This window comes from Reyranella soli, from assembly GCF_007992495.1.
GTDB classification, from domain to species: Bacteria; Pseudomonadota; Alphaproteobacteria; order Reyranellales; family Reyranellaceae; genus Reyranella; species Reyranella soli.
In genome coordinates this window covers 28,516-54,971 of sequence record NZ_BKAJ01000036.1, presented here as the reverse complement: position 1 = coordinate 54,971, position 26,456 = coordinate 28,516, and the positions used below count along the sequence as shown (strand labels likewise).

Below are 26,456 nucleotides of genomic sequence, written 5' to 3'. Positions count from 1 at the left end.
GTCCTCGCGCGCTCATGATCATGAGCGCGCGAGGACGCGCGCGGTCCGGAAGACGAAGAACATGAGCGGCGCTACCTCGCCAAGTGCTGGCCGAGATGCGCCAGGGTGCGCTGGCGCGCCTCTGCCGCGGCCGCCTCGTTGAAGGGCGGGTATCCGGCGCGATTGAAACCGTGCTCGGTGCCGGCATAGTCGTGGATGGCGACACCCGGTTCGCTGCCCATGCGGGCCTTGATCGCCGCCACGGTCTGCGGCGGCACGTGCGGATCGTTCTCGGCGAAATGCATCAGGATCGGGCAGCGGCGGCGGCCGGCCTCTTCCAGGTGCTGGTCAATCTGCACGCCGTAATAGTTGACGGCCGCCTCGATCGGCAGGCGCGTGCTGGCAAGGTAGGCGAACTTGCCGCCGAGGCAGAAGCCCATCACGCCGACCTTGCCGGTGCAGTCCGCCCGACCGCGCAACGCTGTGACCATGTCCCCGAGGTCACGGGCGAACTGGTCAGTGTCGAGCTTGGCCCACAGCGCGCGCGCCTTGGCGCGGCCCTCATCGGTATAGGGCAGGTAGTTGGCGGCCTCCTGGCGCCAGAAGACGTCGGGCGAGAGAGCGATGAACCCTGCCGCCGCGTAGCCGTCGGCGACCGAGCGAATGTGCGGGTTGGTGTTGAACACCTCAGGCAGCACGACCAGGCCGGGCGCCGGGAGCTTCGCCGGCAGCGCGAGGTACGCTGCGAAGCGTCCGCCGTCCGATGCCGTCAGCGTGATTTCCTGGCCCATGCTTCCTCCGTCGCAACTCCGGCCATCCTAGGATGGCCGGCGGACGGCGAACAATCGCGGTCAGGCCGTGGAATTTCGCAGGAGCTACTCAGCCGCCTGGGGAACCCGCTTGCCCCGCATCGCGGCGTACTTCGCATAGGCCCGGTTGCGGCGCTCATCGAACTTCGCCAGGCGCCGCTGCGGGTTCAGGTTGGCGACGTTGTCCGCCGATCCCGGCTCCTTCTGCGAACCGGCCCAGCCGTGCGCCGCGATGTCGAAGATGATGCCGTTGAGGTCGGTGTGCTTGACCTCGTAGCCATCCGGATTGTCAGGATCGCCCATGATCCAGGTGGCGCCGACGTTGCGCGCGATCTTGCCCTGCTCCACCACGTCATCGACCCAGAAGCCGATATGGTGGATGCCGACGAAGTCGACGCCGGTCCCCTGCGAGGCCTCGTCGCTCTTGAAGTGGAGGATGGCGAGGTTGACCACGCCGTCGGTCAGGAACACGCCCTCGGCCAGGGCGCCGTCGATCTCCATGACTTCCTGCAGGCCGACGGCCTGCTTGTAGAACTCGGCGGTTTCCCAGGGGTCTTTTACGCTGAGGGCGACGTGACGGATGCGGCCTTTGGTCTGCGCAGTCATCGGCTGGCTCCCTTGCATCGGGCTGGCGTGCAGGGAGTGTAGCGGGAATCCGGCCAGACTGTCACCCCGACCCCGACTGTCACCCCGAGCGAAGCGAGGGGCCTTTGAGGCAACAGGAAAGGTCCCTCGCTTCGCTCGGGATGACAGCTTTAATTTGTCGGGATGACAGCCTTATTTGAACGTCGGCTGCCCCGATACATAGCCATAGAAGTTGCGCGAAAACTCCTCCACCGACAGCGTGCCGACCTTGGGGATCACCATAGGTGTAGACGTTGATGGCGATGCGGCCGTTCCTGACCTCCGGCGGCTCGTCGACGACGACGCAGTGATTCCAGAAGTGCGAGTTCATCTTGTTCTTCACGTCGTAGAGGATGTTGGTGTGGACGAACAGGCAGACGTCGCGATAGGCGCGGGCGTCGCGGTCGAACGCCTCGATCTCCTTGCGGCCCTTGGACACGAAGATGTTGGAAACGTCATGCACGCCGGCATAGCCGATCTGGCGGAACCACTTCGCCACCTCGCCCTCTCGCGTGCGGGCGGCGATGTCGTCGTCGACCGAGGCGACGTCGAGGATGGCGTTGTAGGAATCGCGCAGGCTGGCCAGCGCCACCCAGTCGACGGGCGCGATCTTGCCGGCCGGCGGCTGGTAGACGCGGCAGGCCATGCCCGGCTTGACCTCGAGCGAGCCGATGCGCGCCTTGCCGGTGGTGAAGAGGTCGATCACGTACTGGACGTAGAGTTCGGGCTTGTAGTTCAGCACGCAGTAGAAGAAGGACGCCGGACAGCACAGGCTCGCCGCGCCCTGGTCCTGCGTCACCGGGTCTTTGACGCGCTCGCGCAGGCCGGCAATCAGCTCGGCCGGATCGATGCGGGGAAAGGGACGGCCCTTGGGGAGCGGTGGAAACCTGTCGATCAGCGACAAGGCATAGTCCTTGCGCATCGGACCCGCGAACATCGGCGCCTCCAGCCTGATCACGCATGGTGAGGCGAGAACGCCGAGAATGACTGTGGGGGAAATCACAAATCGCAGTTAGGCTTCACCGTCATCCCGAGCGAAGCCGCCCGAAGGGCGGTGTAGCCGAGGGACCTGTTTTTGCCGACGCCGCAGCAAAAAAGGTCCCTCCACTCCGCCTCGCTGCGCTCGGCTCCGGTCGGGATGACGGGACTTCACGGGAGGGCTCCATGCCAACCAGAACCGGAGGCTGCCTGTGCCGGGCAGTCCGCTACGAAAGCACCGGTGAGCCGCAATTCGCGCTGCAATGCCATTGCCGCGACTGCCAGCTGCAGAGCGGCGCGCCGCATGTTGCGGCGGTGCGCATGCCGTCGGCCGGGTTCCGCATCGTCCAGGGTTCGCCGAAACGCCACGTCGCCAAGGCCGATTCCGGTAACGAGATCACCCGCGTGTTCTGCGGCGACTGCGGCACGCCAATCTACGTGCAGGTCTCGACGCGGCCCGACATCGTCGGCGTCCGTGTCTGCACCTTCGACGATGCGAGCTGGTTCCGGCCCGAGGCCAACATCTTCACGAAGAGCGCGCAGCCGTGGGACCACTTGGATCCCACGGTGCCGGCGTTCACGACCTATCCGACGGGCAAGTCGTATTGATCAGCCGTAGACCTTGCGCACCTCGCCGTCGGCCCACTTCACCGCCTCCTCGGCAGGCATGCCCTGGACGGCCTTCGCATACATGTCGACGATGATGTACTTGGAGAGCACCTCCGCCGCCTTCTGTCCTGCCGGTCCGGCATAGCCGTAGACGCGGCCGAGCCGGGGCGCCACGCGGTAGGGCGCCATCACCGGGTCCTCCTGCCACATCTCGTGGTTTTCCCACTGCTTGGTCGGGCCGGTGGCAAACCCCTTCTGCACGTTGAACCACTTGCCGTAGACCTCAGCCGAATGGAACCACTTCAGGAACTCCATCGCCTGCTGCTGGTTCTTTGAATATTTCATCACCATCATGCACTGGAAGGGATGCACGCCGAACTGGCCGGCAGGTCCCTTGGGCAGGGGTGCGTGCAGGATGTCGGTCTTGAGCTGCGCGCCCTTGTCGGTCTTGTACTGGTCGGGCTTGCGCAGCGCTTCGATGTAGATCGACGCGCCGTTCAGCGTGGCGCTGATCGTGCCCGACAGGAAAGCGCGGTTGTTGTTGGAATCGTCCCACGCCAGGCCGCCCTCGTCGAGGGCGTCCTTCCACAACGCCGTCAGGAACTTGACCGACTCGATCGTCTCCTTGGTGTTGAGCTTGACGGTCTTGCCGTCTTCCTCGACCTCGCGCCCGCCCCACGACCACAGGTAGGGATAGGCGAAGGCCGGCGCGTCGCCGACCGTATGGCCGAGCGTCTGCCCCATCGGCCGGCCCTTGACCTTGAGCTTCTTGCCGGCGTCCCGGAACTCCTCCCAGGTCTCGGGAAATTTCGTGACGCCGATCTCGTCGAACCACGATTTGCGGTAGGCGACCATGGCGCCGATGATGCAATAGGGCACGGCAATCCACTTCTTGCCGTCGTGCGTGTTGGCCTTGGCGAGGTCGTAGTAGCCGCCCTGCGCCGAGCCGAGCGCCTCGCAGACGGCTGAGACGTCGGCGACGCTGTCGGCATAAAGCTGCGCCTTGTTGTCGAAGATCATGATGATGTCGGCGCCGCTCCCGGCCTGGATCGCCGCCGTCGCCCGCGGCTGCAGGTCGTTGAGGCCGATCGTCTCCATGTTGACCTTGAAGCCCAGTGCCTTCTCGGCTTCCGCCAGCATCGATTGGCGAAGGATCTGATCGCCGGCTGGAACGAAGTCGTTCCACTTCAGCCAGTGGATGGACGACGTCTGCGCATAAGCGGGCGCTTTGCCGAGGGCCAGAATGCCAGCCATGCCGGCGGTCTTGGCAGCCAGTGCTCCTGTACCGGACGCGTTCAGGAACTGGCGACGCGTAACACGAGCCATTGTTTCCTCCCTGAGAACGCTTGCTGTTAACTCAGCACTATTTACTTATGCGGAAAGTGTAGGTGCGAGGCCCGAGCTAAACAAGGGCCGGACAAGGCCGGGTTGACAGCGCCGCCGGGCCATCGCCCGATGCCAGGCAACGCAACGAGAGGAAGGAAACAGCCCGATGTCCGAGACCCCGACCTTTGGCCGCTACGCCGAAGTCCCCTACGAGAAGATGAGCCCGGAACAGCAGGCGGGCTACAAGTCGATGATCGAGGCACGCGGCCGCCTGCCCGGCCCGACCAAGATCTGGGTGCACAACCCCAAGCTCGCCAAAGTCGCGGGCCCGTTCGGTGCGCATTTCCAGCCCGGCCAGTATTCCCTGAGCGAGCGCGAGCGCGAGATCGCCGTCTGCGTCATCACCAGCCACTGGCGCTCGGCCTATCCGACGGCCGCGCATGAGCGCATCGCCAAGGCGGCCGGGCTGCCGGCCAACAAGATCGACGCGATCCTGGGCGGGCTGCCGACATCATTCGACGACGCCCGCGAGCAGGTCGTCTACGAGATGGCGATCGCCCTGTCCAACGGCCGCTGGGTGTCGCGCGGCCTGCACGAGCGCGCGGTCAAGGCGCTGGGCCATGTCGGCATCACCGACGTCATCACCTTGATGGGACACTACACCAGCGTGGCGATGACGCTCGCCTTCTATGACGTCCCGGACGGGGCGGCAGGCATGGCGCGCTGACCTTCGCCGGGAGCGCGCCACACAAGTGGCGCGTCCTTGCCGTCCCTACAGTTTGCTTACCGACTCTCGACCGAAAAAGACACGGTTCCAGCGCAGGATCTGGGTTGGCTTCTTCAATGACTTGTAGATGTTGTCCAAACCACGAACGACGATGTAGAGAGCCCCGAGTGCCGTAAGGGATCGAGTGTCGGCATTTCCCAAGTTTCCGAGGACTTCGTTTAGGTAGTGAGCCGCGAGCAAGAATCCGACCGCGATTTCAAGACCGCCATACCACCCTGGTAGCCGGCATCTAAACCAATACAGTCCGGCTCCGAGAGGCAGAATTCCTGCCGCAAGAAATGGCAACAACCAGCCTGACTCGATTGAGCTCGCTGAAATTCCGGCAACGACCGATACAAAAAAGATCAGAGCGACCAGCATGCCTCCCAGTACCGGCCAGGTTGCGACAGCAATCAGGACGAGCGGAAGGACTCGCTTGAGAACGTCGACGGGATTGGGAAATTTCACGTAAGGCACTGCAATCCACGTTCCGCCCCATACCCTCGGCTTTCTTGCTGCAGGATCCATTGCACCCACTCTGCAATCCACAGTAGACAGATTATCATACTACAACTGTGACGGGCGCGGCTTTTCACTGCACGAGCGGTGCACCACTGGTGTTGTGCGCACTTCGAAGAACACACAGTCCCCTTGCGCAACACAGACGACACAAATCGCCCGCCCGGCAACACCGGGACGATATCCAGACTCGATAACGTCGTGATGCCAGGCGCCACGCTAGCCGCAGCGCCCGGCATCGCGCGGCGTAGCGTTGATGCGCGATGAGCGTACCAACCTACGGAGGACAGAATGCTCAAGAGCTTCTCAGCCCTGTTCGGAGTGCTTCTTCTGGTGTCGGCTTGCGGTGAGTCGACGCAAAACATGTCCCTGCAACAGCCACCGCCGGCCCCGCCGCCGCCGCCGAAGTCCTGGATGGTCTTCTTCGATACCAACAGCACGGCGCTGTCGCAGCAAAGCTCGACCACGATCGGCGAGGCGGCCACTGTCGCCAAGTCCATGCCGAGCGCGCGGGTGGCCGTCACCGGCTTCGCCGACACCGACGGCAATCCGGCCTACAATCAGCAGCTGTCGCTACGGCGCGCCAACGCGGTGAAGAACGCGCTGGTGAGCAACGGCATTGCACCCCAGGCCGTCACCGTGACCGGCTCCGGCGAAAGCGGCCTGCTGATCGATACGCCGGACCAGACGAAGAACGAGAAGAACCGTCGCGTTCAGATCGTCGTGCAGTAACCTGAGTCGCTTTCCTCCCCACGCAAAAGCGTGGGGAGGGACGTACTTTGACTTAGGCGGCAGCCGCGCGCGTGCCGGCCGCATCGAGGGCCTGCGAGAGATCGGCGATGATGTCGTCGATGTGCTCGATGCCGATCGACAGGCGCACATAGCCGTCCGACACACCGGTCTTGAGCTGCTCCTCGGGCGTGAGCTGGGAGTGCGTGGTGCTAGCCGGATGGATGGCGAGGCTGCGCGCGTCGCCGATATTGGCCACGTGATAGAGCAGCTTCAGCGAATCGATGAAGCGACGCCCGGCCTCGCGGCCCGCCGCCAGCTCGAAACCGACCAGGCCGCCATAGCCGCCCTTGAGATAGGTGTCGGCGCGGCGGCGCTGCTCGCCCTTCTGCAGCGAGGGATGGATGACGCGCGCGATCTCCGGGCGCTTGGCCAGGAAGTCGGTGACGGCCTGGGTGTTCCTGACATGGCGCTCGATGCGCAGCGCCAGGGTCTCGATGCCCTGCAGGATCAGGAAGGCGTTGAACGGCGACAGCGGCGCGCCGAGGTCGCGCAGCAGCGTCGTGCGCGCCTTGATGATGTAGGCGACGGGACCGATCGGCTTCACCGCCTCGACCCAGACGGCGCCGTGATAGCTCGGATCGGGCGTGTTGAGCGCGGGCTGGCGTGCCGCGTGGGCCGCCCAGTCGAAGGTGCCGCTATCGACGATCAGGCCGCCGATCGAGTTGCCGTGGCCGCCGAGATACTTGGTGCTGGAATAGACGACGACTGCAGCGCCATGGTCGAACGGCCGGCACAGGATGGGCGCCGCCGTGTTGTCGACGATCAGCGGGATGCCGAGCGGACGGCCGATGTCGGCGACCTCGCGGATGGGAAACACCGTGAGCTTTGGATTGGGCAGCGTCTCGGCGTAATAGGCGCGCGTGCGCTGGTCGGTGGCGCGGGCGAAGGCCTGCGGGTCGGCGGGATCGACGAAGCGCACCTCGATGCCCTGGTCCTTCAGGGTGTTGGCGAACAGGTTCCAGGTGCCGCCATAGAGATCGGTCGAGCTCACGACGTTGTCCCCGGCGCGCGCCAGGTTCTGCAGCGCGAAGGCCGACGCGGCCTGTCCGGAGGCCAGCGCCAGCGCGGCAGCGCCGCCTTCGAGCGCGGCGACGCGCTGCTCGAGCACGTCGGTCGTGGGATTGCCGATGCGGGTGTAGATGTTGCCGAGTTCCTTCAGGGCGAACAGGTTGGAGGCGTGCTCGGTGTCACGGAACTGATACGACGTCGTCTGGTAGATCGGCACGGCCACGGCGCCGGTCGAGGGATCGGCACGCCAACCGGCATGCAGCGAAATCGTTTCGGGATGACGTGACGCGACCATGCAGGGGCCTCCTGGGCTGGATGAAGGGGCGACTGTTTCAAACTGCGGGTGATACCGTCAACCGTAGCGGTTGCTCTCGACGCCCGTAGGTGAGGAATATCACGTTCGCGAAATGACGGCGCGACCGACGAAAATACTGCAGAGGCTGCCGCCCTACTCCACCGTCATGCCGGCGTCACGCACGATGGTCTCGTATCGTTTGCGCTCGGCCAGGATGAACTCGGCAAAGGCCGCCGGCGTGCTCGCGACCATGTCGCCGCCCTGCTGGGCGACCACCGTCTTCGCGCCCTCGGTCGCGGCGGCGCGCACCGCCTCGTCGGCGATCTTCTTCACCAGGTCCGGCGGCATGTCCTTCGGGCCGACCAGGCCGTACCAGGCAACCGACTGGTAGCCCTTCACGCCGGCCTCATCGACCGTCGGCAAGTCGGGATAGAAGCTCGAGCGCCTGAGCGAGCTCACCGCCAGCGCCCGCATCTTGCCCGTGGTCACGAGGTCCTTGGAGTTGGGCTGGGTGATCATCATGTCGACATTGCCCGCCATCAGGTCGAGTTGGGCAGGATTGCCGCCCTTGTAGGCGACGTGGGTCAGGGTGACGCCTGCCATGTGCGCCAGCAGCGCGCCGGCGAGATGCTGCGAGGAGCCGTTGCCGCCCGAGGCATAGGTGAGCGGTGGTGTCGCGCTCCTGGCCAGCGCCAGGAGTTCGGGCAGCGTGCTGGCCTTCAGCGCGGGCTTCACCAGCACGAGCTGCGGGAAGGTCGCGATCAGGCTTATAGGCGTGAAATCCGCGGTCCCGTCATAGGGCAGCTTCTTGTAGATCAGCGGATTGATGGCATGGCCCATGGCCACGACCGAGAGCGTGTAGCCGTCGGCGGCTGCCTTGGCGACGATCTCGCCCGCCACTACGCCGTTGGCGCCGGCGCGATTGTCGGCCACCACCGGCTGGCCCCAGGCCTGCGAGAAATGCTGGCCGACGGCGCGCGCCAGGAGATCCGTCGTCCCGCCAGGGGCGAAAGGGATGACCATGCGGATCTGCTTGTCGGGGTACGCGCCTTGCGCGCGCGGCGCGACGGCGGGCGCGGCGACGGCGAGCGCGCCGAGGCCCTTGAGGAAGTCCGCGCGCTTCATTGCAGGTAGTAGCCTGAGGGCGTGCCCTTGACGGTGGTGCGTTCGAGATGGCGCGTCTCGCCTTCCTCGTAGTCGCCCAGCGCAATGTGCATGGTGCAGCGGTTGTCCCACAGCACGATGTCGTCCCGGCGCCACTGGTGGCGGTAGACGAACTGCGGCCGCGTGGCGTGCTTCACCAGGTAGTCGATCAGGGGCTTGCTCTCCTCCTCCGTCATGCCGACCAGGCAGGAGACCTTGTCGCCGATATAGAGCGCCTTGCGGCCGGTCTCGGGATGGACGCGCACGACCGGCTGGGCGATCGGCGGATTGATCTTGCTCTGCTCCTTCTCGCGCTCGGAGGACGTGTCCAAGACCTTGCGCCGGCCGGTATGGATGGCATGCAGCGGCTCGATCATCGCCTTCATGCCGTCCGACAGCGTGTCGTAGGCGCGATACATGTTGGTGAACATGGTGTCGCCGCCCACGGGAGGAATGATGATGCCGCGCAGCAGCGAGCCCAGCGACGGCACCAAGGTGAACGACATGTCCGAATGCCACTGCTGGCCGGTGTACTTCGAGGCCGAGGGCTTGCCGTCCTCCTCCGGGATGTTGGTGACCAGCAGCAGCTCGGGATAGTCGGGATGGCGGTCGCGCGGCAGGTTGTCGTGCCGGTCGAGCTCGCCGAAGCGACGGCTGAAGGCGATGTGTTGTTCGCGCGTGATCTTCTGGTCGCGGAACAACAGGATGCCGCGCTCGAGAAAGGTGCGATGGATCTGGTCGAACTCGGAGTTGCTGAGCGGCTGGGCGAGATCGACGCCCTGGACTTCGGCGCCGAGGGCGTGGCTCAGGGGGCGGAAGGAGAGAGACATGGGGACCTGTGCTGACAGCAGAGGTTCCCATCATGCGCCCGACGATGGCGAGCCGAAAGCCCGCACAAACGAGACCAGATTCCGAAAGGCGAGATCACTCGGGGGCACATCTTCGCCATCGCAGCCCGGGAGCTGGGCGCCTACACCATCGAGCTCGGCCGATAGAACGGCTGGTGCTTCGACGTATCGATGTAGTTCTCGTAGAACTTCCGCGCATGCGGCAGCAGCGCCACCGAGAGCTTGCGGCGCTCGACCTCGTCGTCGGCCAAGGCCTTGCTGAGGTCGTCGTGCAGCGCCTTCAGCGCCACCGTCTTGTCAACCTTGGTGAACTTGCCGTCCTGGTAGATCACCTCGCCGTCGCACATGGTCATGGTGACAGCGTCGTTCTTGGCGCGCTGGACGACGGCGTCGAGGGTCGGGGTCAGCTCGTCGAGGTAGGGGTAAGCCACCTGGTCCCAGTCGATCAGGACCATGTCGGCGCCCTTGCCCACCTCCAGTGAGCCCAGGGTCTCGCCGTAGGGCGTCGTTTTTGCGCCGCCGACGGTCGCCATGCGCAGCACCTGGGACATGGTCGGCACGTCGGCCTCGACCATGCCGGGGACGCGATGGGCGCGCAGGACCAGCTTCAGCTCCTGCAGCATGTCGCGGTCGTCATTGATGCCGGCCTCGTCGAGGCCGATCGCGGTGTTGATGCCCTTCTTCTCGAAATGGTTCAGCGCCGCCACGCCGGACCGCAGACGGAAGTTGGAGGAGCAGTTGTGGCAGACGCAGCCGCCCGCGGCGGCCAGGCGGTCGATGTCCTTCTCGTTTAGCCACACGCCATGGCCCAGGGTCAGGCGGTTGGTCACCAGGCCGAAGCGGTCGATGTATTCCAGCGCGGTGCAGTTGCCGCGCCGCAGGGCGTATTCCTTCTGGTAGGCGGTCTCGACCAGGTGCATATGCATGGGCGCGTCATACTTGGCCGAGGCGTCGCTCAGGAGAGTCAGCGCCTTGTCGGAGCACCAGTGCAGGTTGGCCGGCGCCAGCTGGATCTTCACCCGCCGCTTGTTGTGATGCTGCGCGTGAAAACTCTTGAACATGTCCATGGCGTCGTCGAGGCTCATCTTGAAGCGGTCGAACCAGCGCTGCATGGGGCCCTGCAGCTCCTGGGGCAGGCTTTTCACGAACTCCTCGTCGGCCTGGTAGACGAGCCGGTTCTGGTCGCGCACGGCGTAGCAGTAGCTGACGCGCATGCCGACATCCTCGTAGGCGCGGATGGTCTCGGTGGCGCGCTTCTCGACGTCCGACAGCACGCCCGGCATCCAGCCCTGGATGTGCTGCACCGTGGTGATGCCCGAGCCGATCATCTCGAAGGCCGAATAGAGCGTGTCGAGGTAGAGGTCGAGGTTGCGGATCACCATGCGGGTGATGAACCAGAGCTCCAGCGGCATGTCGGGCGAGCCGAGCTGGACCGGCGTCAGGCCGACATGGTGATGGCCGTTGACGAAGCCCGGCAGCAGGATCTCCTTGCCGGTGCCGATGACGGGAACGGTCGGGTGCTTACGATGCAGGTCGTCGTAGGTGCCGACGGCGACGATGACGCCGTCCTCCTGCAGCACGGCACCGTCCTTGATCTCGTTCCAGGCGAAACGGTCCTTCACGCCGGTGATGGTGGCGCGGCTGCGGATGAGCGATGCGGGCATGGACGTCTCCTTGTTCTTTCTTCACCTCCCCCGTCATATGGGGGAGGCAGGGAGGGGGAAGGCCGCAGGGGCGATCCCGGAAGATGAGAGATCATGACTCATGATCTGAAACTGTCGGCATCTCGATTGGGGCCCTCCCCCTCCCTACCCTCCCCCGTACGGCGGGGGAGGAAATGAGGCGGTCAGGCGGTCATCGCCTCCTGCTCGGCGAAGGCGCGGTCGACCTCGTCGCGCAGCAGGTCGGTGAGCTGGATGCGCAGGGCCTCGGCCTCGCGGCTGAAGAGGTTGCGTGGGCGGGGCAGGTCGATGGGCACGATGGTCTTGATGCGGCCGGGGCGCGCGGTGAAGACGACGACGCGGTCGGCGAGCGCCACCGCCTCGTCGATGTGATGGGTGACGAACAGGACCGAGGCGCCGGAGTCGCGCCAGACGTCGAGCAGGAAATCCTGCATGCGGGCGCGCGTCTGCACGTCGAGCGCGGCGAAGGGCTCGTCCATCAGCAGGACCTTGGGGCGCATGGCGAGCGCCCGGGCCACGGCGACGCGCTGGCGCATGCCGCCGGAAAGCTCGTCGGGGCGCTTGTCCATCGCGGCCTTGAGGCCGACGCGCTGCAGCGCCTCGGCCGCGACCCGGCGGCGCTCGGCCTGGCTGGCGCCGCGGATCGCGAGCCCAAAGCTCACGTTCTGCCACACCGTCAGCCAGGGGAAAAGCGAGGTCTCCTGGAAGATGAGACTCCGCTGGGGCGACGGCGTCTCGACCTTGTCGCCGAACGACCAGATGGCGCCGTCGGTGGCGTCCTCCAGCCCGGCGATGAGATAGAGCAAGGTGCTCTTGCCGCAGCCCGAGGGGCCGAGGAAGACCACGAACTCACCGGGCGCGATGTCGAGGTCGACGTCGCGCAGCGCCTCGTGGGCGCGCTTGGTGCCGGCCGCCCAGGTCTTGCCGGCGCCGCGGCAGACGACGGCCGTCCTCGACGAAAAATGCGGAGCGTCAAAGGCCACGCAGCTTCTCCTGGGTGTCGGGGAGCCAGTACAGGATGCGGCGCTGGGCCAGCCGCAGCAGCCAGTCGAAGCCGAAGCCCAGCACGCCGACCACGGCGATGGTGAAAAACACCAGCGACGGGTTGAAGGTGTTACGCGCCAGCATGATCACCTGCCCCATACCGTAGCCGACGCCAGTCGATTCGGCGACCAGCACCACCATCCAGGCGCCGAACAGGTTCATCCGCAGCACCTGCAGCATGCCGGGCAGGATTGCCGGCACGATGACGCGGCCGTAGATCTGGTGTTTCGACGCGCCCATGGTGCGCGCGACGTTGATCAGGTTGGGGCTGACACTGTCGATCTGGGCGATGGTCGCCAGCACCATGTGGAAGAACAGCGCCACCACGACCATGAAGATCGCCGGTGCATTGCCGATGCCGAACAGGAAGATCGCCACCGGCAGCCAGGCGATCGGCGACACCGGCGAGAGCAAGGTGACGGTCGGCAGCACCAGCTTGTCGATGACATGCCAGTAGCGCACGGCGACGCCGACGCTGATCGCCAGCACGCAGGCGATCACCAGGCCGACGAACACGCGCATAGTCGTGGCGGCGACGGTGATCATCACCGATTCGAAGGCCGAGGGCCCCTCGCCCATCGACTGCCCGACCTGCCATCGGGTGGCGGTGTTGAAGAACTTTCCCTGTTCGCCGAAGTCCGAGAGGAAGATGTGCGGCGGCGGCAGGAGTTGGGGATCGGCCCATCCGACCGCCCAGAGCAGCTCCCAGAGGCCGGCGAACAGGCCGACCGACAGGCAGGTCCACCAGGCCTTGGTCAGCCAGTCGATGCCGCCCACGGACAAGAACCAACGCGCCGCCGGGCGGGATGTCCCGGCAGCGGCATCGCTTGGTCTGACGTCGCGTTCGACCACCGCCATCGTCAGGCCGAAGCCGACTTGTACTTGAGCTTGGAGTAGAGGTCGGGGTTCTCCTTGATCACGGCTTCGAGGAGGGTCCAGTCGATGGCGTCGCGGCCGGGCTTCTTCTTGATGTAGCCCATCTCCACGACGCTGTCGGTGCGCTGCAGGATGAAGTCGGTCTGGCTGCGCGCGTCGACCACCGCGGGCTGCTTGCCCTGGGCGATGCGGGCGTTCTCCATCGAGGTCTTGTAGTACTTGCCGACAAGCTCCTTCAGCACCTCTTCGGTCTTGGTCTCGGCGTCGAGCTGAGCCTGCATCATGCCCTTGATGATGGCCTTCAGCCCCGCGGGATTGTCCTTCATCAGGCTGGCGCGGGCGGCCAGCACGCAGTCGGTGTAACCCTTGCCGTAGAGATCGACGCCGTCGGTCAGCATGACCGCACCCTTGACGTCGTTCACCAGGGCCGAGGCGTAGGGCTCGATGGTGCAGATCCAGTCGATGGCGCCGGCCTTGAAGGCCTCGACCGCCTCGGGCGTGTTGCCCATGTAGCGGACCTTCACGTCCTTGAAGGCGATGCCGTTCTTCTTGAGGTAGTCGTAGGGCATGACCTCCAGCGTATCCATCTGGAAGGTGCCGAGCGTCTTGCCTTTGAGCTTCTGCGGCGAATCGAGGCCGGGACGGGCGACGATGGCGCAGCCCTCGACGCCGCCGCCGGCCACGATCTTGACCGGCGCGCCCTTGTCGTAGAGCGCCATGAAGCTGGTGTACGGCATCAGGCCGACATCGACCTGGCCCATGCCGAGGAAGGTCACCATCTCGGCCGAGGTCGGCGTATTGATGAACACCAGCTCGGTGCCAGCGGCCTTGGAGTACTGCCGCGAATGGGCGAGGAAGATGTTGAGGTTGCAGAAGCCCGAGCCGTGGGTGGACTTCACCGGCGCGCCGGCGTGGGCTGTGCCGCCCAGCAGGCCCATGCTGATGGTGGCGGCGGCGGTGCCTTTCAGGAAGCGCCGCCGCGAGGGCACCGCAGCGCCGGAAAAATCCATTTCGGAAAGCTTCGGAAAATGCGTACAGCCAATGCGATCACACATGACGTGCCTCCTCGTCGAGCGGGCTGTTTGAAGTGGGATTTACCGTGTCGGTAAGTGGCTCCTGACGAACTCCCTGCTGGAACACGTCGGCACGCCAACCGAAGAGAACCGCTGATGCGGCCTGCGCTAGTTGCGGCCGTGCAAGGTGCATGCCACGCGACCGTCATTCCGAGCGAAGCCGAGCGTAGCGAGGCGCAGTCGAGGGACCTTGTCTTTGCGGCGCCGATGACAAGAAGAGGTCCCTCGGCTACGCCGTCCCCGCCCAAAACTTGGTCAGATGATCATTTCTTGTTCGGAGCGTACCAATGGAAGCGACGCGGACAGTGACGACCCGTGACGGTCGCACCCTCGCCTGTCTCGAAGTCGGAGATCCGAGCGGCCCGCTGGTCATCCATAATCACGGCGGCCCCAGCAGCCGGCTCGAAGCGCGTCTCTTCGCAGGTGCGGCAACGAAGAACCGGCTGCGGCTCGTCTGCGTCGACCGCCCCGGCATCGGACAGTCCAGCCGCCAAACGAACCGCAGCTACGCCGGCTGGGCCGACGACATGACGGCGATCGCCGACACGTTAGAGCACGACGAGTTCGGCGTGACCGGCTGGTCGGAGGGCGGACCGTGGGCGCTGGCGGCCGCGGCCTACATCGATCCGCTGCGGCTGCGCCACGTCAGCAGCATCGCGGGCGGGAGCTACGGAGCGTTCGGCGACAACTGGGCCGCCGACCAGCTTTCCAAGGCCGACGCGATGGGCGGCTACCTCGCCCTCGAATTCCCGCCCGGTTTCCGTCTCATGTACGCGGCCCTCGGCCTGACGGCGAAATACTTCCGCCGCAGTTTCGTCGACCAGGTGCGCAAAGCCCTCAGCGACGACGATCAACGGATCCTGCGTCAACCCGATATCGAAGCCGCCTTCTGCGACACCAGCGCTGAATGCTTCGCCCAAGGCAGCGACGGCCTGGTCCGCGACAGCCAGCTGCTCTATCGGCGCTGGGCGTTCGACGTGTCGGCCATCAAGCGGCCGGTCCACATGTGGCAGGGCACCGACGACCGGCTTGTCGCGGCCTCCATCAACCGAACGGTGGCCGACCGGATGCCCGTAGCCGTGTGGCATCCGGTCGAGGGAGCCGGCCATTTCGTGGCCGTCGGTTCAGGCGACGACATCTTCGCCATCGCCGCCGCGGAACTCGGCGCCTGAAGCGTCAGCTCTTGCCCGGCGGCGGCGCCTGCTGCGCCAGGCGATGCCGGATGCGCTCGCGATGGCCGATATAGAGGCCCGAGCTGACGATCACGCCGGCGCCGACCCAGCTCCAGAAATCCGGCATGTCGCCGAACACGAGGTAGCCCAGCAGAGCCGCGCCCACGAGCTGGAAATAATTGAAGGGGGCCACGATGGCGGCCGGCGCCTGGCTGTAGGCGATGGTCACGAAGTAGTGGCCCACACCCGCCATCACGCCCATGCCGGCCATCAGGGCCCAGTGCCACCACGCCCACGGCGTCACCCAGTCGAACGGCAGGAACGGTGTCGCCATCAGCGTGCCGACGATGGTGGCCATCGTGGCCGAAGCGTCGGGCCGCTCGGTCTGGCCGTAGCGCCGGGAGAAGAGCTGGTAGAAGGCGCTGCAGAGTGTGCTGCCGACGATCAGCAGCATATGCCAGTCGAAATGCGCCTGACCCGGCCGCACCACGATCAGCGCGCCGATGAAACCCACGGCGACGGCGGCCCAGCGGCGCGGGCCGACCGGCTCGTTCAGAAAGCGCGCCGAGAGCGCCGTCACGATCAACGGGCTGGTGAGCGAGATCGACGCCGCGGTGGCGAGCGGCAGCACGACGATGCCGTTGAAATAGAGGTACGAGGAGAAGAACAGCAGCAGGCCGCGCACGATCTGGCTGCCGACATTGTGGAAGGTGAACAGCTTCAGGCCGGCGCGCGGCAGGAACATCGCCAGCATCAGCAGGAAGGCGAAGGCGTAGCGCGCCCAAATGACCTCGATAACTGGCAGGAACTGGCCCAACGTCTTGGACATGGCGTTGAGCACCGAGAAGCACATCACCGAGAGGACGATGGCGATGATGGCCCGCAGGATCGGGCTCATTCTTTTGCCGAAGCCCGTTGCTCCGCGAGCTCCTCGTCGGTCGGCCACAGCACCAGCGAGATGACCATCAGGATCGCGAGCCCACCGACGATGCCGGCGAAGCGCTCGACCCCCGGCAGGATGCTGTCGGGCGGCGCCGCGCCCTGGATCAGGGTGACGATGAAGGCGAAGGTGGCCTGGGTGCCGACATAGCCGACGCCGTGCGGCCCGACCTGGACGTGCATGCCGATCCACACGGCGACGCCGATCATACCCAGCCACCAGACGAACGATTCGACGTTGAGGGCGAGGCAGCCCAGCGCCACGGCGCCGCCCAAGGTGCAGCCCAGCAGGCGGTGCAGCGAGCGCACGGCGACGGCGTGCCGCGTACCCAGCCCGCCATCGGCGACCACGGGGGCCGCCATCACCACGGCGACGGTGATGGCCATCTCCACGACCTCCTGGATCTCGAGCATCATCCAGATCGCCAGCACCGCGCAGACGGCGATCGCCGAGCGCGCGCCGTGCAGGACGACCGGCCATTGCGCGCCGAGCAGATGACGCCAACCCGGCGCGACGGGCGGCGGCTCGCGATTCCAGCCGAACATGAGGTTGGAGGCGATGATGGCCGACAACACGCCAATGCCGACCTCGAACGTCCGGTAGTAGGCGATCGAGGCTGCCTGGAGCGGGTTGGCGATGGCCTCCAGCAGCACCAGAAGCGAGGTGATGGAGAGGAACATCCAGGCGAGCCCGTGCGGGCTCACCTGCATGCCGACCACGCCCAGCATGGTGATGCCGGCGATGAACAGGTACATGGCGAAATGGTCGTAGGGCAGCCAGCGCGCCATGATGAAGCCCAGCAGCGCGCCCGCGATCGTGCCGGCCAACCGCATGAGGCCGCGGCGCACCGAGCCGCCGCCGGTCGCGGTCAGCGACATGAAGGCGCTGATCGCCGCCCACCAAGGCGATTGGATTTCCAGCAGCAGCGCCAGGAAGGTCGCGAGCATGACCGCGCCGGCGGCGACGATGCCCTGCCGCGTGCGGTCCGGCGCCTCGCCCAGTTCGCCGAGCTCGCGGCCGAACTTCACCAGCGTGTCGTAGGTGATGTCCCAGGTCTCGACGGAGATGTCGTGGACCTCGTGGAAGAAGTGCCTGAGATGCCCGATCATCGCGGGAACACGATGGTGCGCGCGTCGGCGCCCATGTAGAGCTTGCCGCCAGGCGGCGGCTCGTCGAGCACGATGGTCACCGGAATGCGCCGCTGCAGGCGGATCCAGTCGGTGGTCGGCGCGACGTAGGGCAAGAGCATGGGCGCCTGCGGATCGCGGCTGATGCCGCGGGCGATGCCGGTGATGCGCGCCTTGTGGAACTTCCAGGGATCGCTGTCGAGCCACACCCAGGCCGTGCCGCCCAGGGTGAAGGGCCGGATGTAGTACTCCTTGTAGTTGGCGATGATGCGCCAGGCATGGGCGTCGACGATGCCGATATTGGGGATGTTCACCGTCGCGGTGTCACCGATACGGACCGTGAGGTTGTTGATCCAGCCATCGGCCGGCGCCACCACGTCGGTCTTGCCGAGCTTCCATTCGGCGGTGGCCTTCTCCGCCGTGGCGAGGGCGAGCGCTGCCTGGTGCACGTTGATGCCGGTCCGCGCCTTGGCGATGGCGATCTCGGAGATGGTCTTCTCGGCCGCGGTGCGGCGCAATTCGTTGTTGGCGCGGTCGAGTTCGGAGCGCGGCGCATTGTTGTCAGCGGCGAGTATGGCATAGCGTGCCTGCTGCTCGACGGCATAGGTGTGCGCCGATGTGGAGGAGTCGAGGGCCGCCTGTGCGGTCTGGAGCTCCTCCTGTGCGACCTTGACCAGCGCGGTCTGCTCCTCGATCTGGGCCTGTCGCGTGTTGACCTCGAGCTGGAAGGGCGTCGGATCGATCTTGTAGAGCTTGTCGCCCTTCTTGATCTGCTGGTTGTCGACGACGTAGAGCGAGATGATCGGGCCGGTCACTTCCGGCGCCACGCCGATCAGGTCGGAGCGGACATAGGCGTCGTCGGTGTAGGCGATGTAATAGGTCGCGACCTCCCAGGCCACCAACAGGATCAGGATCGTGCTGACGACGGCCACCAGGCGGCGCACCCGGCTTGTGACGCGGCTGGCCGCCGCCTGCGCGTCGGGGGCGGCGGGCGCCGCGGCGGCGGCAGGCGCCACGGGCGGCGGCGGATCAGGTGGCGGCGTGGGCGGCGGTACCGGCCGGGCGGGCGGTTCCGCGACCTTGGGCGTAGAGGCCGGCGCGTCGACCGGCGGCGCCTCGGGCTTTCGAGGCTCCGGCTTGGGCGGCGCCGGTGGGGACGCGGTATCGCTCATCGACCGACAGGATAACCGATTTCGCGCGCCCTGAGATCAGGCCTTGCGGACGAGCGACGCCACGAACCTCGAGAGCTCCTCGACGCTGTACGGCTTGGCAAAGACGTGGATGCGCGGGCCGGTCACCGACGGCGGCGCGTTGTTGCCCGAGCAGCGGATGATGGGCACGTCCGGCCGATGCCGAAGCGCCGCCTCGATCACCTTCTCGCCTGACATGTCGGGCAGGCCGATATCGACGATGATGGCGGCCAGTGGCGCCGTGCCGGTCACGACGTCGAGGGCGGCCTGGCCGGTCGCCGCCTCGATGCAGTCGAGGCCAGCCGAGTTCAAGGCGTCGACCACTACGGCGCGGATGAGGAACTCATCCTCCGCCAGCAGCACACTTGGCATAAAGCCTCCCGCTCTAGTCAGCCGCCCTGGCCAAGGGGGGCTGAGGCTTGAACGGCAGAATAGTTGTGGCGCGGGCGGCGGGCAGCGGCAAGGGCGGTGTTTCGACTCCCAGCGCGCGGGCGGCGTTCCAGCCCCAGCGCGGATCGAGCAGGAAGGCGCGTGCATGGGCCGTGCAGTCGGCCTGGCCCGAAGCGATGATGCGTTCAGCCTGTTCGGGCTCGGTGATGATGCCGACCGCCCAGGTCTTGATGCCGGCTTCCTTGCGGAGGCGGGCCGCGAACTCGACGTGATAGCCCGGCCCGACCGGGATCTTCTGGCCGGCGGCATTGCCGCCCGAGCTGGCGTCGACGAAATCGCAGCCCATTGCCTTGAGCTGGCGCGCGGTCTCGATCGTGTCCTCGATCGTCACCCCGCCCTCGACCCATTCGACGCAGCTGAGCCGCATGCCCAGGGCCTTGCCGGCCGGCCAGACCTTGCGGCAGGCCTCGAAGACTTCCAACGGGAAGCGGCGGCGCTTGTCGGCGGAGCCGCCGTACTCGTCGCTGCGCCGGTTGCTGAGCGGCGACAGGAACTGGCTCAGGAGATAGCCGTGCGCGCCGTGCAGCTCGACGACGTCGAAGCCCAGCCGGGCGCTGCGCAGGGTGGCGTCGACGAAGGCCTGCTTGACCCGCTTCAGGCCGACCGTGTCGAGAGCCACCGGCGTGTGCCACTTGGCATCGTAGGGCACGGCCGAGGCCGAGACCGTGGTCCACGGCAGGTCGGGCGCATCGGCTTGCGTCAGCGGACCGCCGCCTCTCCACGGCCGCTGCGCCGAGGCCTTGCGGCCGGCATGGGCGAGCTGGATGCCGAGCTTGACCGTAGGCATCCAGGCTCGCGTCCAATCGACGACCGATTTGATGGCGGCTTCGTTCTCGTCGCTGTAGAGGCCGAGGCAACCCTGGGTGATGCGGCCGTCGCGCTCGACGTGCGTCGCCTCGAGGCAGAGCAGGCCGGCGCCGGACATGGCGAGCATGCCGTAGTGCACCTGGTGCCAGGGCTGGGCGCTGCCGTCGACGGCCGAGTATTGGCACATCGGCGACACGACGATGCGATTGGGCAGAGTCACGCCGCCGAGCTCGACGGGTGTGAAGAGCTGGGCGGTCATATAAACCTCGTTAGATGACGGGTGGCATCAACCACTGATCGACGGGCCAGCCTCGTGGCCCAGCCATTCCTCGATCAGGCGGCGGGCGATGGAATCACGGCGCGGCATGAAGAACGAGCCGTCCTTGGGCAGGTTCTCCGGCTTGAGGTCCTCGCGGCTCATCCAGCGCGCGGCCTCGAGCTCGGACTTGTTGACGTCGAAGTCGAGCGATTCGGCCTCGGCATGGAAACCGATCATCACCGAGGCCGGGAACGGCCAGGGCTGCGAGGAGCGGTAGGTGACGTTCTTCACGTGCACCCTCACCTCTTCGTAGACCTCGCGCGCGACGGCGTCCTCGAAGCTCTCGCCCGGCTCGACGAAGCCCGCCAGCGTCGAATGCATGCCGCGCGGGAAATGCGGGCTGCGCCCCAGCAGGCACTTGTCGCCGTGGTGCACCAGCATGATCACCGCGGGATCGGTGCGCGGGAAATGCTCGGTCTTGCAGCTCTCGTTGGTGCACCGGCGGACATGCCCGCCGCGCGTCACCGTGGTGCTGGCGCCGCACACACCGCAATAGCGGTGGCGGCGGTGCCAGTAGGTCATGCCGCGGGCATAGGCCAGGATCGAGCCCTCGCGCGCGAACAAGAGCGCGCCGACCTGGCGCAGGTCGACGAACTCGCCGAGCTCCTTCAGCGGCACGTCCTTGCCGGTGACGTCGACGGCGAAATAGGGCGTACCCTCGACATAGCCCAGGAAGATGTGATGGTCGGCCTGGTTGACGACGGCGCGCGCCATCATGCCCTGCAGGAACACCGCCTCGGGGTTGCCGCCGGTCTTCACCAGGTTCTTCTCGGTGTCGATCGGAACAAAGCGAGCGGCGCCCGACGAGGCGAGCTCGATCATGCGCTCGTCGTTCTCGCGCTCATGGCTGGCGCGGTCGATTTCAGCGCTGGAATAAGGATTTCTGGATCGTTGCATGGGTGACGGACCGTGCCATAGCGATGGCGGGGCTGCAATCACTCCCGTCATCCCGAGCGGAGCGAAGCGAAGCCGAGGGACCTCTTTTCCCGACGTTAGCCGTCCGTGTAGATTTCGCCAGACAAGTCGCGCCAGTTGGGATTCGACCGATTTATCAGCGCGATTTTCTTGCTGCGCCGCCAGCCTTTCAGCTGATTCTCCCGTGCAATAGCGTCAGGCGCAGTGTCGTACGATTCTACATAGATCAGACGATCGATTTGTATCTCAACGTATGACTTACCCGACCGGATCGGTGCTCCACCAACCGTCGCGGCAGGTCCGTCGTGATGCCGATATAGAGTGCCCGACCTGTCGCACTGGCCATGATGTAAATGACAGGTTGCCGCATGCTACCGCCCCGAAGAGAGGTCCCTCGGCTTCGCTTCGCTCCGCTCGGGATGACGGGAGTTTGTTGCAATCACACGGCGTCATTGTGTCAGATACGCAACCCCCGGTTACTTTAGCGCCCGTGCCAGCACTTCGGCGACGTGTATCGCCTGCCGGTCGCTGCCGTCGGCGATCTGATGGCGGCAGGAGGTGCCGTCGGCAACGATCAGCGCGTTGGCCGGCGCCTTGCGCACGGCCGGCATCAGCGACAGTTCGGCCATGGCGATCGACGTCTCGTAGTGCTCGGCCTCGTAGCCGAAGCTGCCGGCCATGCCGCAGCAGCTCGATTCGATCAGGTTGACCGAAAGCTCGGGCACGAGCGAGAGCGCCTCCTGCACCGCACTCATGGCGCCGAACGCCTTCTGATGGCAGTGGCCGTGGAGGAACGCCGCCTTCTGCGCCAGCGGCTTCAGCGCGAGCTGCAGCCGCCCTGCCCTCTTTTCGCGCGCCAGGAATTCTTCGAACAGGAAGGCGTTGTCGCTGACTGCCTGGGCGTCCTTGCTGAGGCCGAGCGCCAGGAATTCGTCGCGTAGCGTGAACAGGCACGAAGGTTCCAGCCCGACGATCGGCACGCCCTTGGCGACGAAGGGCAGTAGCGCCTGCAGCAGCCGCTGCGCTTCCGCCTTCGCCTTCTCGACCTGGCCGGTGGCGAGATAGGTGCGACCGCAGCACAGCGCCGGCGAGCCGATGTTCGGCCAGGCGATGGCGACGCGGTGGCCGGCGGCCTGCAGCACGCGCCGTGCCGCGTGCAGCACATGCGGCTCGAAGTTGTTGGAGAAAGTGTCGGCGAAGATCACCACCGTGGCGTCGGCCTGGTCGACGTCGGTGGTGGCGAGGAAGGTGTCGCTGCGCCATTGCGGCAGGCGGCGCTGCTTGGCAAAGCCGACGTAGGACTGGAAGAACCAGGCCAAGTTGAACAGCCACGGCACGCGCCGGGCCCACGGCGCGATCTCGGGCAGATTGCCGATCAGCCGGTCGCGCCAGCTGAGGCCCTTGGCCATGCGCCGCGCCGAGCGGACCTCGATCTTCATGCGCGCCATGTCGACGCCGGTCGGGCAGTCGCGCTTGCAGCCCTTGCAGCTCACGCAGAGGTCCATCGCCGCCGCCACGGCGTCGGAGGTCAGTGCGCCTTCGAGCTGTCCGGAGAGTGCCAGCCGCAGCGTGTTGGCGCGGCCGCGCGTCAGATGCTTCTCGTCGCGGGTGACGCGGAAGGACGGGCACATCGTGCCGGCGTCGAACTTGCGGCAATGCCCGTTGTTGTTGCACATCTCGGCGGCCTTGGCGAAGCCGCCCGTCGTGTCGCCGCCGCTGCCGGGCGCGGTCAGCGCCTCGGTCATGGGATCGTTCTGGACGTTCCACGCCGACCAGTCGAGCGCGGGCTTGTAGTTGACGTTCTTGTAGCCCGGCTTGAAGCGGAACAGCGAGCGGTCGTCCATCTTGGTCGGTCGCACGATCTTGCCGGGATTGAGCATGCCGGTCGGATCGAACAGGTCCTTGACCTCGCCCATCGCCTTTGTGAGCCGCGGGCCGAACTGCCAGGCCACCCACTCCGAGCGCACAAGCCCGTCGCCGTGCTCTCCTGAGAAGGCACCTTTATATTCGCGCACCATCGCCGAGGCTTCCTCGGCGATCGCGCGCATCTTGGCCGCGCCCTCGTTGCGCATGTCGAGGATCGGCCGCACATGCAGCGTGCCGACCGAGGCGTGGGCGTACCACGTGCCCTTGGTGCCGTGCTTGGTGAAGACGTCGGTCAGCCGCTGCGTGTAGTCGGCGAGATGCTCCAGCGGCACCGCGCAGTCCTCGATGAAGGACACGGGTTTTCCGTCGCCCTTCATGGACATCATGATGTTGAGGCCAGCCTTGCGCACTTCCCACAATGCGGACTGCGGCCCGGGCTCGGGCATCTCGACCACGCTCTTCGGCAACCCGAGATCGCCCATCAGCTCGACAAGACGCTGCAGGTCGCGCAGTTGCGCCTCGCGCTCCTCGCCCGCGAACTCGACCAGCAGGATGGCCTCGGGCTGGCCGATCAGGGCACGCTCGATCACCGGCCGGAAAGCGGGATTGGCGCGCGCCAGCTCGATCATGGTGCGATCGACCAGCTCGACGGCCGTCGGCTTCAGCTTGACGATGTGCTGGGCGCTTTCCATCGCCTTGTAGAAGCTCGAGAAGTTCACTACGCCCAAGGTCTTGTGCTTGGGCAGCGGCGCCAGCTTCAAGGTCAGGCGCTCGGTGACGGCGAGCGTGCCCTCGCTGCCGACCAGCAGGTGGGCGAGGTTCACCGAGTTGTCGAGCGTGTAGGGCCGCTCCGACTGCGGGAAGAAGATGTCGAGGTTGTAGCCGCCGACGCGGCGCAGCACCTTGGGGTACATGCGCTCGATCTCGTCGCGTTCGGCGAAGACGAGTGCCGCCACCCTGTCGGCAATGGCGCGCACGGCCGCGGGCATGTCCTCGGGCCGCGCCGAGCCGAAGCGCGCGCGCTCGCCGCTTGCCAGGATGGCATCGATCGAGGCGACGTTGTGCACCATGTTGCCGTAGCGAATGGACCGGCTGCCGCAGGAATTGTTGCCGGCCATGCCGCCCAGGGTGCACTGCGCCGACGTGGAAACGTCGACCGGATACCAGAGGCCGTGCGGTTTCAGCCAGGCATTGAGCTGGTCGAGCACGACGCCCGGCTGCACCGTGACCTCGGCGCGGTTCTTGTCGAAGCCCACGACCTCGCGCATGTACTTCGACACGTCGACGACCAGCGCCTCGCCCACCGTCTGGCCGCACTGCGAGGTGCCGGCGCCACGCGGCAGGATCGCGGCCTTGGCGTCGCGCGCCACGTCTATGACCAGCGCGAGGTCGGTCTCGTCGCGCGGCAGCACGACGCCCACCGGCTCCACCTGGTAGATCGAGGCGTCTGTCGAATAGCGCCCGCGCGAGGCGGCGTCGAAAAGGACGTCGCCCTTGATGGTGCGGCGGAGCGTGGTCTCGAGTGTCATTGCAAATGCCTACCCGTCATGACGGGGCGTCAGTCCAGCTTCACTCCGGCCGCGTCAACGACCTTCTGCCATTTCTCGATCTCGGCGCGGATGCGCTTGGCGAACTCCTGGGGAGTCTCGCCGCCAAGCTGCGCCGTCTGTTCCTTCCAGATGGCCTGCAGCTTGGGCGTCTGCAGCGCCTTCACGATCTCCTGGTACATGCGATCGACGATCGGCTGCGGCGTGCCCTTGATGGCCCACAGGCCGTACCACGTCGACACGATCCAGTTGGGCACGCCGATCTCGGCCGCCGTCGGCATGTCGGGGAACTCCGCCGTGCGCTTGGGCGTCGCCACCGCGAGCCCCAGAAGCTTGCCGGCCTTGATCTGCTGCGCCGAGGTGCCCATGCCGTCGAACATCATGTCGGCATTGCCGGCCAGCAGGTCCTGCATCGCCGGCCCCGCGCCGCGATAGGGCACGTGGACGATGTCGGTCTTGGTCTCGAGCTTGAACAGCTCGCCCGCCAGGTGATGGGCGGTGCCGGCGCCAGCCGAGGCGTAGTTCACCTTGCCGGGATTCTTCTTCACGTACTCGATCAGCTCGACGGCGGTCTTCACCGGAATGCGGTTGGGATTGATCGAGATCACCTGCGGCACCAGGGCGATCATGGTGATCGGCTCGAAGTTCTTCTCGAGGTCATAGTCGAGGTTCTTGTAGATCGACGGCGCGATCGTGTGGTGCACCGCGCCGACCAGGAAGGCCTGGCCGTCGGGCTTCATCTTGGCCGCCTGCGAGGCGCCGACCGTGCCGCCCGCGCCGCCCTTGTTGTCGATGAGGATCTGCACGCCGAGCTGGTCACCGACCTGCGCCGCCAACGGCCGCGCGAACACGTCGGTGCCGCCGCCGGCCGGGAACGGGTTGATCCAGGTGATGGGACCGGCGGGCCAGCCCTGCTGCGCCCTCACAGCGGCAGGGGCGATCGCGGGCGCCGCCAGCGAGGCGGCCAGACCCAGTTGCAGCGCTCGGCGGCGCGAAGTTCGGTACGTCATGCTCACTCTCCTCCCGACTACTCTTTGTCTTGCCCCATCGTCTCCAGCACCGCCTGAAGCTTGGCATGCAGGTGACGGACGAGGAGGTCACGTAGCGCAGCGCCATCGCGCGCCGCAAGGGCTCCGAGCATGGAACGATGTTCCGCCACCGCGCGATCCCACTTTGCGCCGTTCAGGTTGGAGCGGAAGCGCAGCGCATGCAGGCGTGCATTGAGCGTGCGGTAAGTCTGCGCCAGCACCGGATTGCCGGCGATTTGGTTGAGGCGGTCGTGGATGGCGCGGTTGACGCGATAGTAGCCCGGCAGGTCGCGCCGCTTGTGGGCCCGCTCCAGGTCGCCCTGCAGGGCCTTGAGATCGTCGAGGTCGGCATCGGTGACGCGGGCCGCGGCGAGCTCGCCGGCCAGCCCTTCCAGCGAGGCCATGACCTCGAAGGCATGCCGCACATCCTCGCGCGACAGCGCCACGACTTGGGCCCCGCGATTGGGCAACTGCACGAGCAGGCCGTCGGCAGCCAGCATGCGAAAGGCCTCGCGCAGCGGCGTGCGCGAGACACCGAGCTGCTCGCTGAGCTCGCGCTCGTTCAGCCGAGCGCCCGGCGCCAGCGCGCCCTCGATGATCAGGGTCCGCAGCCGCTCCGCCGCAACCTGCGGCAGGGTCGAGCGCGCGATTGAGATGTCGAAGCCGTCCATCGGAGCCTTGTAGACTCACTTTGGCATGTTGTATACAAAATGCAAGATCGCTC

The 26,456-nt window shown here is 66.3% G+C and carries 26 protein-coding genes; 4 read left to right on the top strand and 22 right to left on the bottom strand.

Annotation, left to right across the window (positions count from 1 at the left end):
• Nucleotides 1-71 precede the first annotated feature (71 nt).
• The 3 genes from RSO01_RS12240 to RSO01_RS12230 form a co-directional block, all read right to left on the bottom strand.
• The gene (locus RSO01_RS12240; protein WP_147149377.1) at nt 72-770 is read right to left on the bottom strand and encodes a dienelactone hydrolase family protein; all 699 of its coding nucleotides are present in this window, start codon (nt 768-770) and stop codon (nt 72-74) included.
• A gap of 84 nt (nt 771-854) precedes the next feature.
• Nucleotides 855-1,394, bottom strand: coding sequence for a VOC family protein (locus tag RSO01_RS12235; RefSeq protein ID WP_170303005.1), 540 nt, complete (start codon nt 1,392-1,394; stop codon nt 855-857).
• Between the two features lie 79 nt (nt 1,395-1,473).
• Nucleotides 1,474-2,349 carry a hypothetical protein gene (locus RSO01_RS12230; protein ID WP_147149375.1) on the bottom strand — a complete coding sequence of 292 codons (876 nt, stop codon included), beginning with the start codon at nt 2,347-2,349 and terminating at the stop codon, nt 1,474-1,476.
• 227 nt (nt 2,350-2,576) lie between these two features.
• On the opposite strand from RSO01_RS12230, the gene RSO01_RS12225 reads away from it, so the two are divergent.
• Entirely contained in the window at nt 2,577-2,999 is a 423-nt protein-coding gene (locus RSO01_RS12225) for a GFA family protein (RefSeq protein WP_147149374.1), read from the top strand.
• Here the strand turns inward: RSO01_RS12225 and RSO01_RS12220 are convergent, their stop codons facing one another.
• Nucleotides 3,000-4,325, bottom strand: a complete 1,326-nt coding sequence (locus tag RSO01_RS12220; protein ID WP_147149373.1) for an ABC transporter substrate-binding protein — start codon at nt 4,323-4,325, stop codon at nt 3,000-3,002. It lies immediately after the preceding gene.
• 166 nt (nt 4,326-4,491) lie between these two features.
• Between RSO01_RS12220 and RSO01_RS12215 the strand changes: the two genes are divergently transcribed.
• Nucleotides 4,492-5,052 carry a carboxymuconolactone decarboxylase family protein gene (locus RSO01_RS12215; protein ID WP_147149372.1) on the top strand — a complete coding sequence of 187 codons (561 nt, stop codon included), beginning with the start codon at nt 4,492-4,494 and terminating at the stop codon, nt 5,050-5,052.
• Nucleotides 5,053-5,097: 45 nt separating this feature from the next.
• On the opposite strand, the gene RSO01_RS12210 is transcribed toward RSO01_RS12215, so the two are convergent.
• The gene (locus RSO01_RS12210) at nt 5,098-5,619 is read right to left on the bottom strand and encodes a hypothetical protein (RefSeq protein ID WP_147149371.1); all 522 of its coding nucleotides are present in this window, start codon (nt 5,617-5,619) and stop codon (nt 5,098-5,100) included.
• Between the two features lie 282 nt (nt 5,620-5,901).
• Here RSO01_RS12210 and RSO01_RS12205 point away from each other — a divergent pair, with 282 nt between their 5' ends.
• Nucleotides 5,902-6,342: an OmpA family protein gene (locus RSO01_RS12205; RefSeq protein WP_147149370.1), complete on the top strand. Its 441-nt coding sequence runs from the start codon at nt 5,902-5,904 to the stop codon at nt 6,340-6,342.
• 52 nt (nt 6,343-6,394) lie between these two features.
• Here RSO01_RS12205 and RSO01_RS12200 read toward each other — a convergent pair whose 3' ends face one another.
• The 7 genes from RSO01_RS12200 to RSO01_RS12170 form a co-directional block, all read right to left on the bottom strand.
• Entirely contained in the window at nt 6,395-7,705 is a 1,311-nt protein-coding gene (locus tag RSO01_RS12200; RefSeq protein WP_147149369.1) for an O-acetylhomoserine aminocarboxypropyltransferase/cysteine synthase family protein, read from the bottom strand.
• A 153-nt stretch (nt 7,706-7,858) separates the two neighbouring features.
• Nucleotides 7,859-8,830, bottom strand: a complete 972-nt coding sequence (locus tag RSO01_RS12195; protein WP_147149368.1) for a Bug family tripartite tricarboxylate transporter substrate binding protein — start codon at nt 8,828-8,830, stop codon at nt 7,859-7,861.
• Nucleotides 8,827-9,678, bottom strand: coding sequence for a TauD/TfdA dioxygenase family protein (locus RSO01_RS12190; protein WP_147149367.1), 852 nt, complete (start codon nt 9,676-9,678; stop codon nt 8,827-8,829). Before RSO01_RS12190 ends, RSO01_RS12195 begins: the two co-directional genes overlap by 4 nt.
• A gap of 140 nt (nt 9,679-9,818) precedes the next feature.
• Complete coding sequence (locus RSO01_RS12185) at nt 9,819-11,360, bottom strand: amidohydrolase family protein (protein WP_147149366.1); 1,542 nt, start codon at nt 11,358-11,360, stop codon at nt 9,819-9,821.
• Between the two features lie 182 nt (nt 11,361-11,542).
• The gene (locus tag RSO01_RS12180) at nt 11,543-12,361 is read right to left on the bottom strand and encodes an ABC transporter ATP-binding protein (RefSeq protein ID WP_147149365.1); all 819 of its coding nucleotides are present in this window, start codon (nt 12,359-12,361) and stop codon (nt 11,543-11,545) included.
• Nucleotides 12,351-13,280 carry an ABC transporter permease gene (locus RSO01_RS12175; protein WP_147149364.1) on the bottom strand — a complete coding sequence of 310 codons (930 nt, stop codon included), beginning with the start codon at nt 13,278-13,280 and terminating at the stop codon, nt 12,351-12,353. Before RSO01_RS12175 ends, RSO01_RS12180 begins: the two co-directional genes overlap by 11 nt.
• 2 nt (nt 13,281-13,282) lie before the next feature.
• Entirely contained in the window at nt 13,283-14,308 is a 1,026-nt protein-coding gene (locus RSO01_RS12170; RefSeq protein ID WP_147149381.1) for an ABC transporter substrate-binding protein, read from the bottom strand.
• A 350-nt stretch (nt 14,309-14,658) separates the two neighbouring features.
• Here RSO01_RS12170 and RSO01_RS12165 point away from each other — a divergent pair, with 350 nt between their 5' ends.
• Complete coding sequence (locus RSO01_RS12165; RefSeq protein WP_147149363.1) at nt 14,659-15,543, top strand: alpha/beta fold hydrolase; 885 nt, start codon at nt 14,659-14,661, stop codon at nt 15,541-15,543.
• A 4-nt stretch (nt 15,544-15,547) separates the two neighbouring features.
• Here the strand turns inward: RSO01_RS12165 and RSO01_RS12160 are convergent, their stop codons facing one another.
• The 10 genes from RSO01_RS12160 to RSO01_RS12115 all read right to left on the bottom strand — a co-directional run bounded on the left by RSO01_RS12160 (nt 15,548) and on the right by RSO01_RS12115 (nt 26,403).
• Nucleotides 15,548-16,441: a DMT family transporter gene (locus RSO01_RS12160; RefSeq protein ID WP_147149362.1), complete on the bottom strand. Its 894-nt coding sequence runs from the start codon at nt 16,439-16,441 to the stop codon at nt 15,548-15,550.
• Nucleotides 16,438-17,592, bottom strand: coding sequence for an FUSC family protein (locus RSO01_RS12155; protein ID WP_147149361.1), 1,155 nt, complete (start codon nt 17,590-17,592; stop codon nt 16,438-16,440). The genes RSO01_RS12160 and RSO01_RS12155 overlap by 4 nt, the downstream gene beginning before the upstream one ends.
• Complete coding sequence (locus RSO01_RS12150) at nt 17,589-18,782, bottom strand: HlyD family secretion protein (protein ID WP_218037321.1); 1,194 nt, start codon at nt 18,780-18,782, stop codon at nt 17,589-17,591. The genes RSO01_RS12155 and RSO01_RS12150 overlap by 4 nt, the downstream gene beginning before the upstream one ends.
• 36 nt (nt 18,783-18,818) lie before the next feature.
• On the bottom strand, nt 18,819-19,172 hold the full coding sequence (locus RSO01_RS12145; RefSeq protein WP_170303004.1) for a response regulator: 354 nt from the start codon (nt 19,170-19,172) through the stop codon (nt 18,819-18,821).
• Nucleotides 19,173-19,185: 13 nt separating this feature from the next.
• Nucleotides 19,186-20,316, bottom strand: coding sequence for an NADH:flavin oxidoreductase/NADH oxidase (locus RSO01_RS12140; RefSeq protein ID WP_147149359.1), 1,131 nt, complete (start codon nt 20,314-20,316; stop codon nt 19,186-19,188).
• A 27-nt stretch (nt 20,317-20,343) separates the two neighbouring features.
• Nucleotides 20,344-21,273 (bottom strand): NAD(+) diphosphatase, encoded by a 930-nt coding sequence (gene nudC, locus RSO01_RS12135; RefSeq protein ID WP_147149358.1) that lies wholly within the window; start codon nt 21,271-21,273, stop codon nt 20,344-20,346.
• A 244-nt stretch (nt 21,274-21,517) separates the two neighbouring features.
• Complete coding sequence (locus tag RSO01_RS49745; protein ID WP_308933088.1) at nt 21,518-21,637, bottom strand: GIY-YIG nuclease family protein; 120 nt, start codon at nt 21,635-21,637, stop codon at nt 21,518-21,520.
• Between the two features lie 130 nt (nt 21,638-21,767).
• Complete coding sequence (locus tag RSO01_RS12125) at nt 21,768-24,686, bottom strand: FAD-binding and (Fe-S)-binding domain-containing protein (protein WP_147149357.1); 2,919 nt, start codon at nt 24,684-24,686, stop codon at nt 21,768-21,770.
• A 29-nt stretch (nt 24,687-24,715) separates the two neighbouring features.
• The gene (locus tag RSO01_RS12120; RefSeq protein ID WP_147149356.1) at nt 24,716-25,714 is read right to left on the bottom strand and encodes a Bug family tripartite tricarboxylate transporter substrate binding protein; all 999 of its coding nucleotides are present in this window, start codon (nt 25,712-25,714) and stop codon (nt 24,716-24,718) included.
• Nucleotides 25,715-25,731: 17 nt separating this feature from the next.
• Entirely contained in the window at nt 25,732-26,403 is a 672-nt protein-coding gene (locus tag RSO01_RS12115; RefSeq protein ID WP_147149355.1) for a GntR family transcriptional regulator, read from the bottom strand.
• Nucleotides 26,404-26,456 lie beyond the last annotated feature (53 nt).

Excerpts from the sequence above, each read along its gene's own strand:
- RSO01_RS12240 (WP_147149377.1), bottom strand. The coding sequence starts at position 770 with ATGGGCCAGGAAATCACGCTGACGGCATCGGACGGCGGACGCTTCGCA.
- RSO01_RS12235 (WP_170303005.1), bottom strand. The coding sequence starts at position 1,394 with ATGACTGCGCAGACCAAAGGCCGCATCCGTCACGTCGCCCTCAGCGTA.
- RSO01_RS12230 (WP_147149375.1), bottom strand. The coding sequence starts at position 2,349 with ATGTTCGCGGGTCCGATGCGCAAGGACTATGCCTTGTCGCTGATCGAC.
- RSO01_RS12225 (WP_147149374.1), top strand. The coding sequence starts at position 2,577 with ATGCCAACCAGAACCGGAGGCTGCCTGTGCCGGGCAGTCCGCTACGAA.
- RSO01_RS12220 (WP_147149373.1), bottom strand. The coding sequence starts at position 4,325 with ATGGCTCGTGTTACGCGTCGCCAGTTCCTGAACGCGTCCGGTACAGGA.
- RSO01_RS12215 (WP_147149372.1), top strand. The coding sequence starts at position 4,492 with ATGTCCGAGACCCCGACCTTTGGCCGCTACGCCGAAGTCCCCTACGAG.
- RSO01_RS12210 (WP_147149371.1), bottom strand. The coding sequence starts at position 5,619 with ATGGATCCTGCAGCAAGAAAGCCGAGGGTATGGGGCGGAACGTGGATT.
- RSO01_RS12205 (WP_147149370.1), top strand. The coding sequence starts at position 5,902 with ATGCTCAAGAGCTTCTCAGCCCTGTTCGGAGTGCTTCTTCTGGTGTCG.
- RSO01_RS12200 (WP_147149369.1), bottom strand. The coding sequence starts at position 7,705 with ATGGTCGCGTCACGTCATCCCGAAACGATTTCGCTGCATGCCGGTTGG.
- RSO01_RS12195 (WP_147149368.1), bottom strand. The coding sequence starts at position 8,830 with ATGAAGCGCGCGGACTTCCTCAAGGGCCTCGGCGCGCTCGCCGTCGCC.
- RSO01_RS12190 (WP_147149367.1), bottom strand. The coding sequence starts at position 9,678 with ATGTCTCTCTCCTTCCGCCCCCTGAGCCACGCCCTCGGCGCCGAAGTC.
- RSO01_RS12185 (WP_147149366.1), bottom strand. The coding sequence starts at position 11,360 with ATGCCCGCATCGCTCATCCGCAGCCGCGCCACCATCACCGGCGTGAAG.
- RSO01_RS12175 (WP_147149364.1), bottom strand. The coding sequence starts at position 13,280 with ATGGCGGTGGTCGAACGCGACGTCAGACCAAGCGATGCCGCTGCCGGG.
- RSO01_RS12170 (WP_147149381.1), bottom strand. The coding sequence starts at position 14,308 with ATGGATTTTTCCGGCGCTGCGGTGCCCTCGCGGCGGCGCTTCCTGAAA.
- RSO01_RS12165 (WP_147149363.1), top strand. The coding sequence starts at position 14,659 with ATGGAAGCGACGCGGACAGTGACGACCCGTGACGGTCGCACCCTCGCC.
- RSO01_RS12160 (WP_147149362.1), bottom strand. The coding sequence starts at position 16,441 with ATGAGCCCGATCCTGCGGGCCATCATCGCCATCGTCCTCTCGGTGATG.
- RSO01_RS12155 (WP_147149361.1), bottom strand. The coding sequence starts at position 17,592 with ATGATCGGGCATCTCAGGCACTTCTTCCACGAGGTCCACGACATCTCC.
- RSO01_RS12150 (WP_218037321.1), bottom strand. The coding sequence starts at position 18,782 with ATGAGCGATACCGCGTCCCCACCGGCGCCGCCCAAGCCGGAGCCTCGA.
- RSO01_RS12145 (WP_170303004.1), bottom strand. The coding sequence starts at position 19,172 with ATGCCAAGTGTGCTGCTGGCGGAGGATGAGTTCCTCATCCGCGCCGTA.
- RSO01_RS12140 (WP_147149359.1), bottom strand. The coding sequence starts at position 20,316 with ATGACCGCCCAGCTCTTCACACCCGTCGAGCTCGGCGGCGTGACTCTG.
- nudC (WP_147149358.1), bottom strand. The coding sequence starts at position 21,273 with ATGCAACGATCCAGAAATCCTTATTCCAGCGCTGAAATCGACCGCGCC.
- RSO01_RS49745 (WP_308933088.1), bottom strand. The coding sequence starts at position 21,637 with ATGGCCAGTGCGACAGGTCGGGCACTCTATATCGGCATCACGACGGAC.
- RSO01_RS12125 (WP_147149357.1), bottom strand. The coding sequence starts at position 24,686 with ATGACACTCGAGACCACGCTCCGCCGCACCATCAAGGGCGACGTCCTT.
- RSO01_RS12120 (WP_147149356.1), bottom strand. The coding sequence starts at position 25,714 with ATGACGTACCGAACTTCGCGCCGCCGAGCGCTGCAACTGGGTCTGGCC.
- RSO01_RS12115 (WP_147149355.1), bottom strand. The coding sequence starts at position 26,403 with ATGGACGGCTTCGACATCTCAATCGCGCGCTCGACCCTGCCGCAGGTT.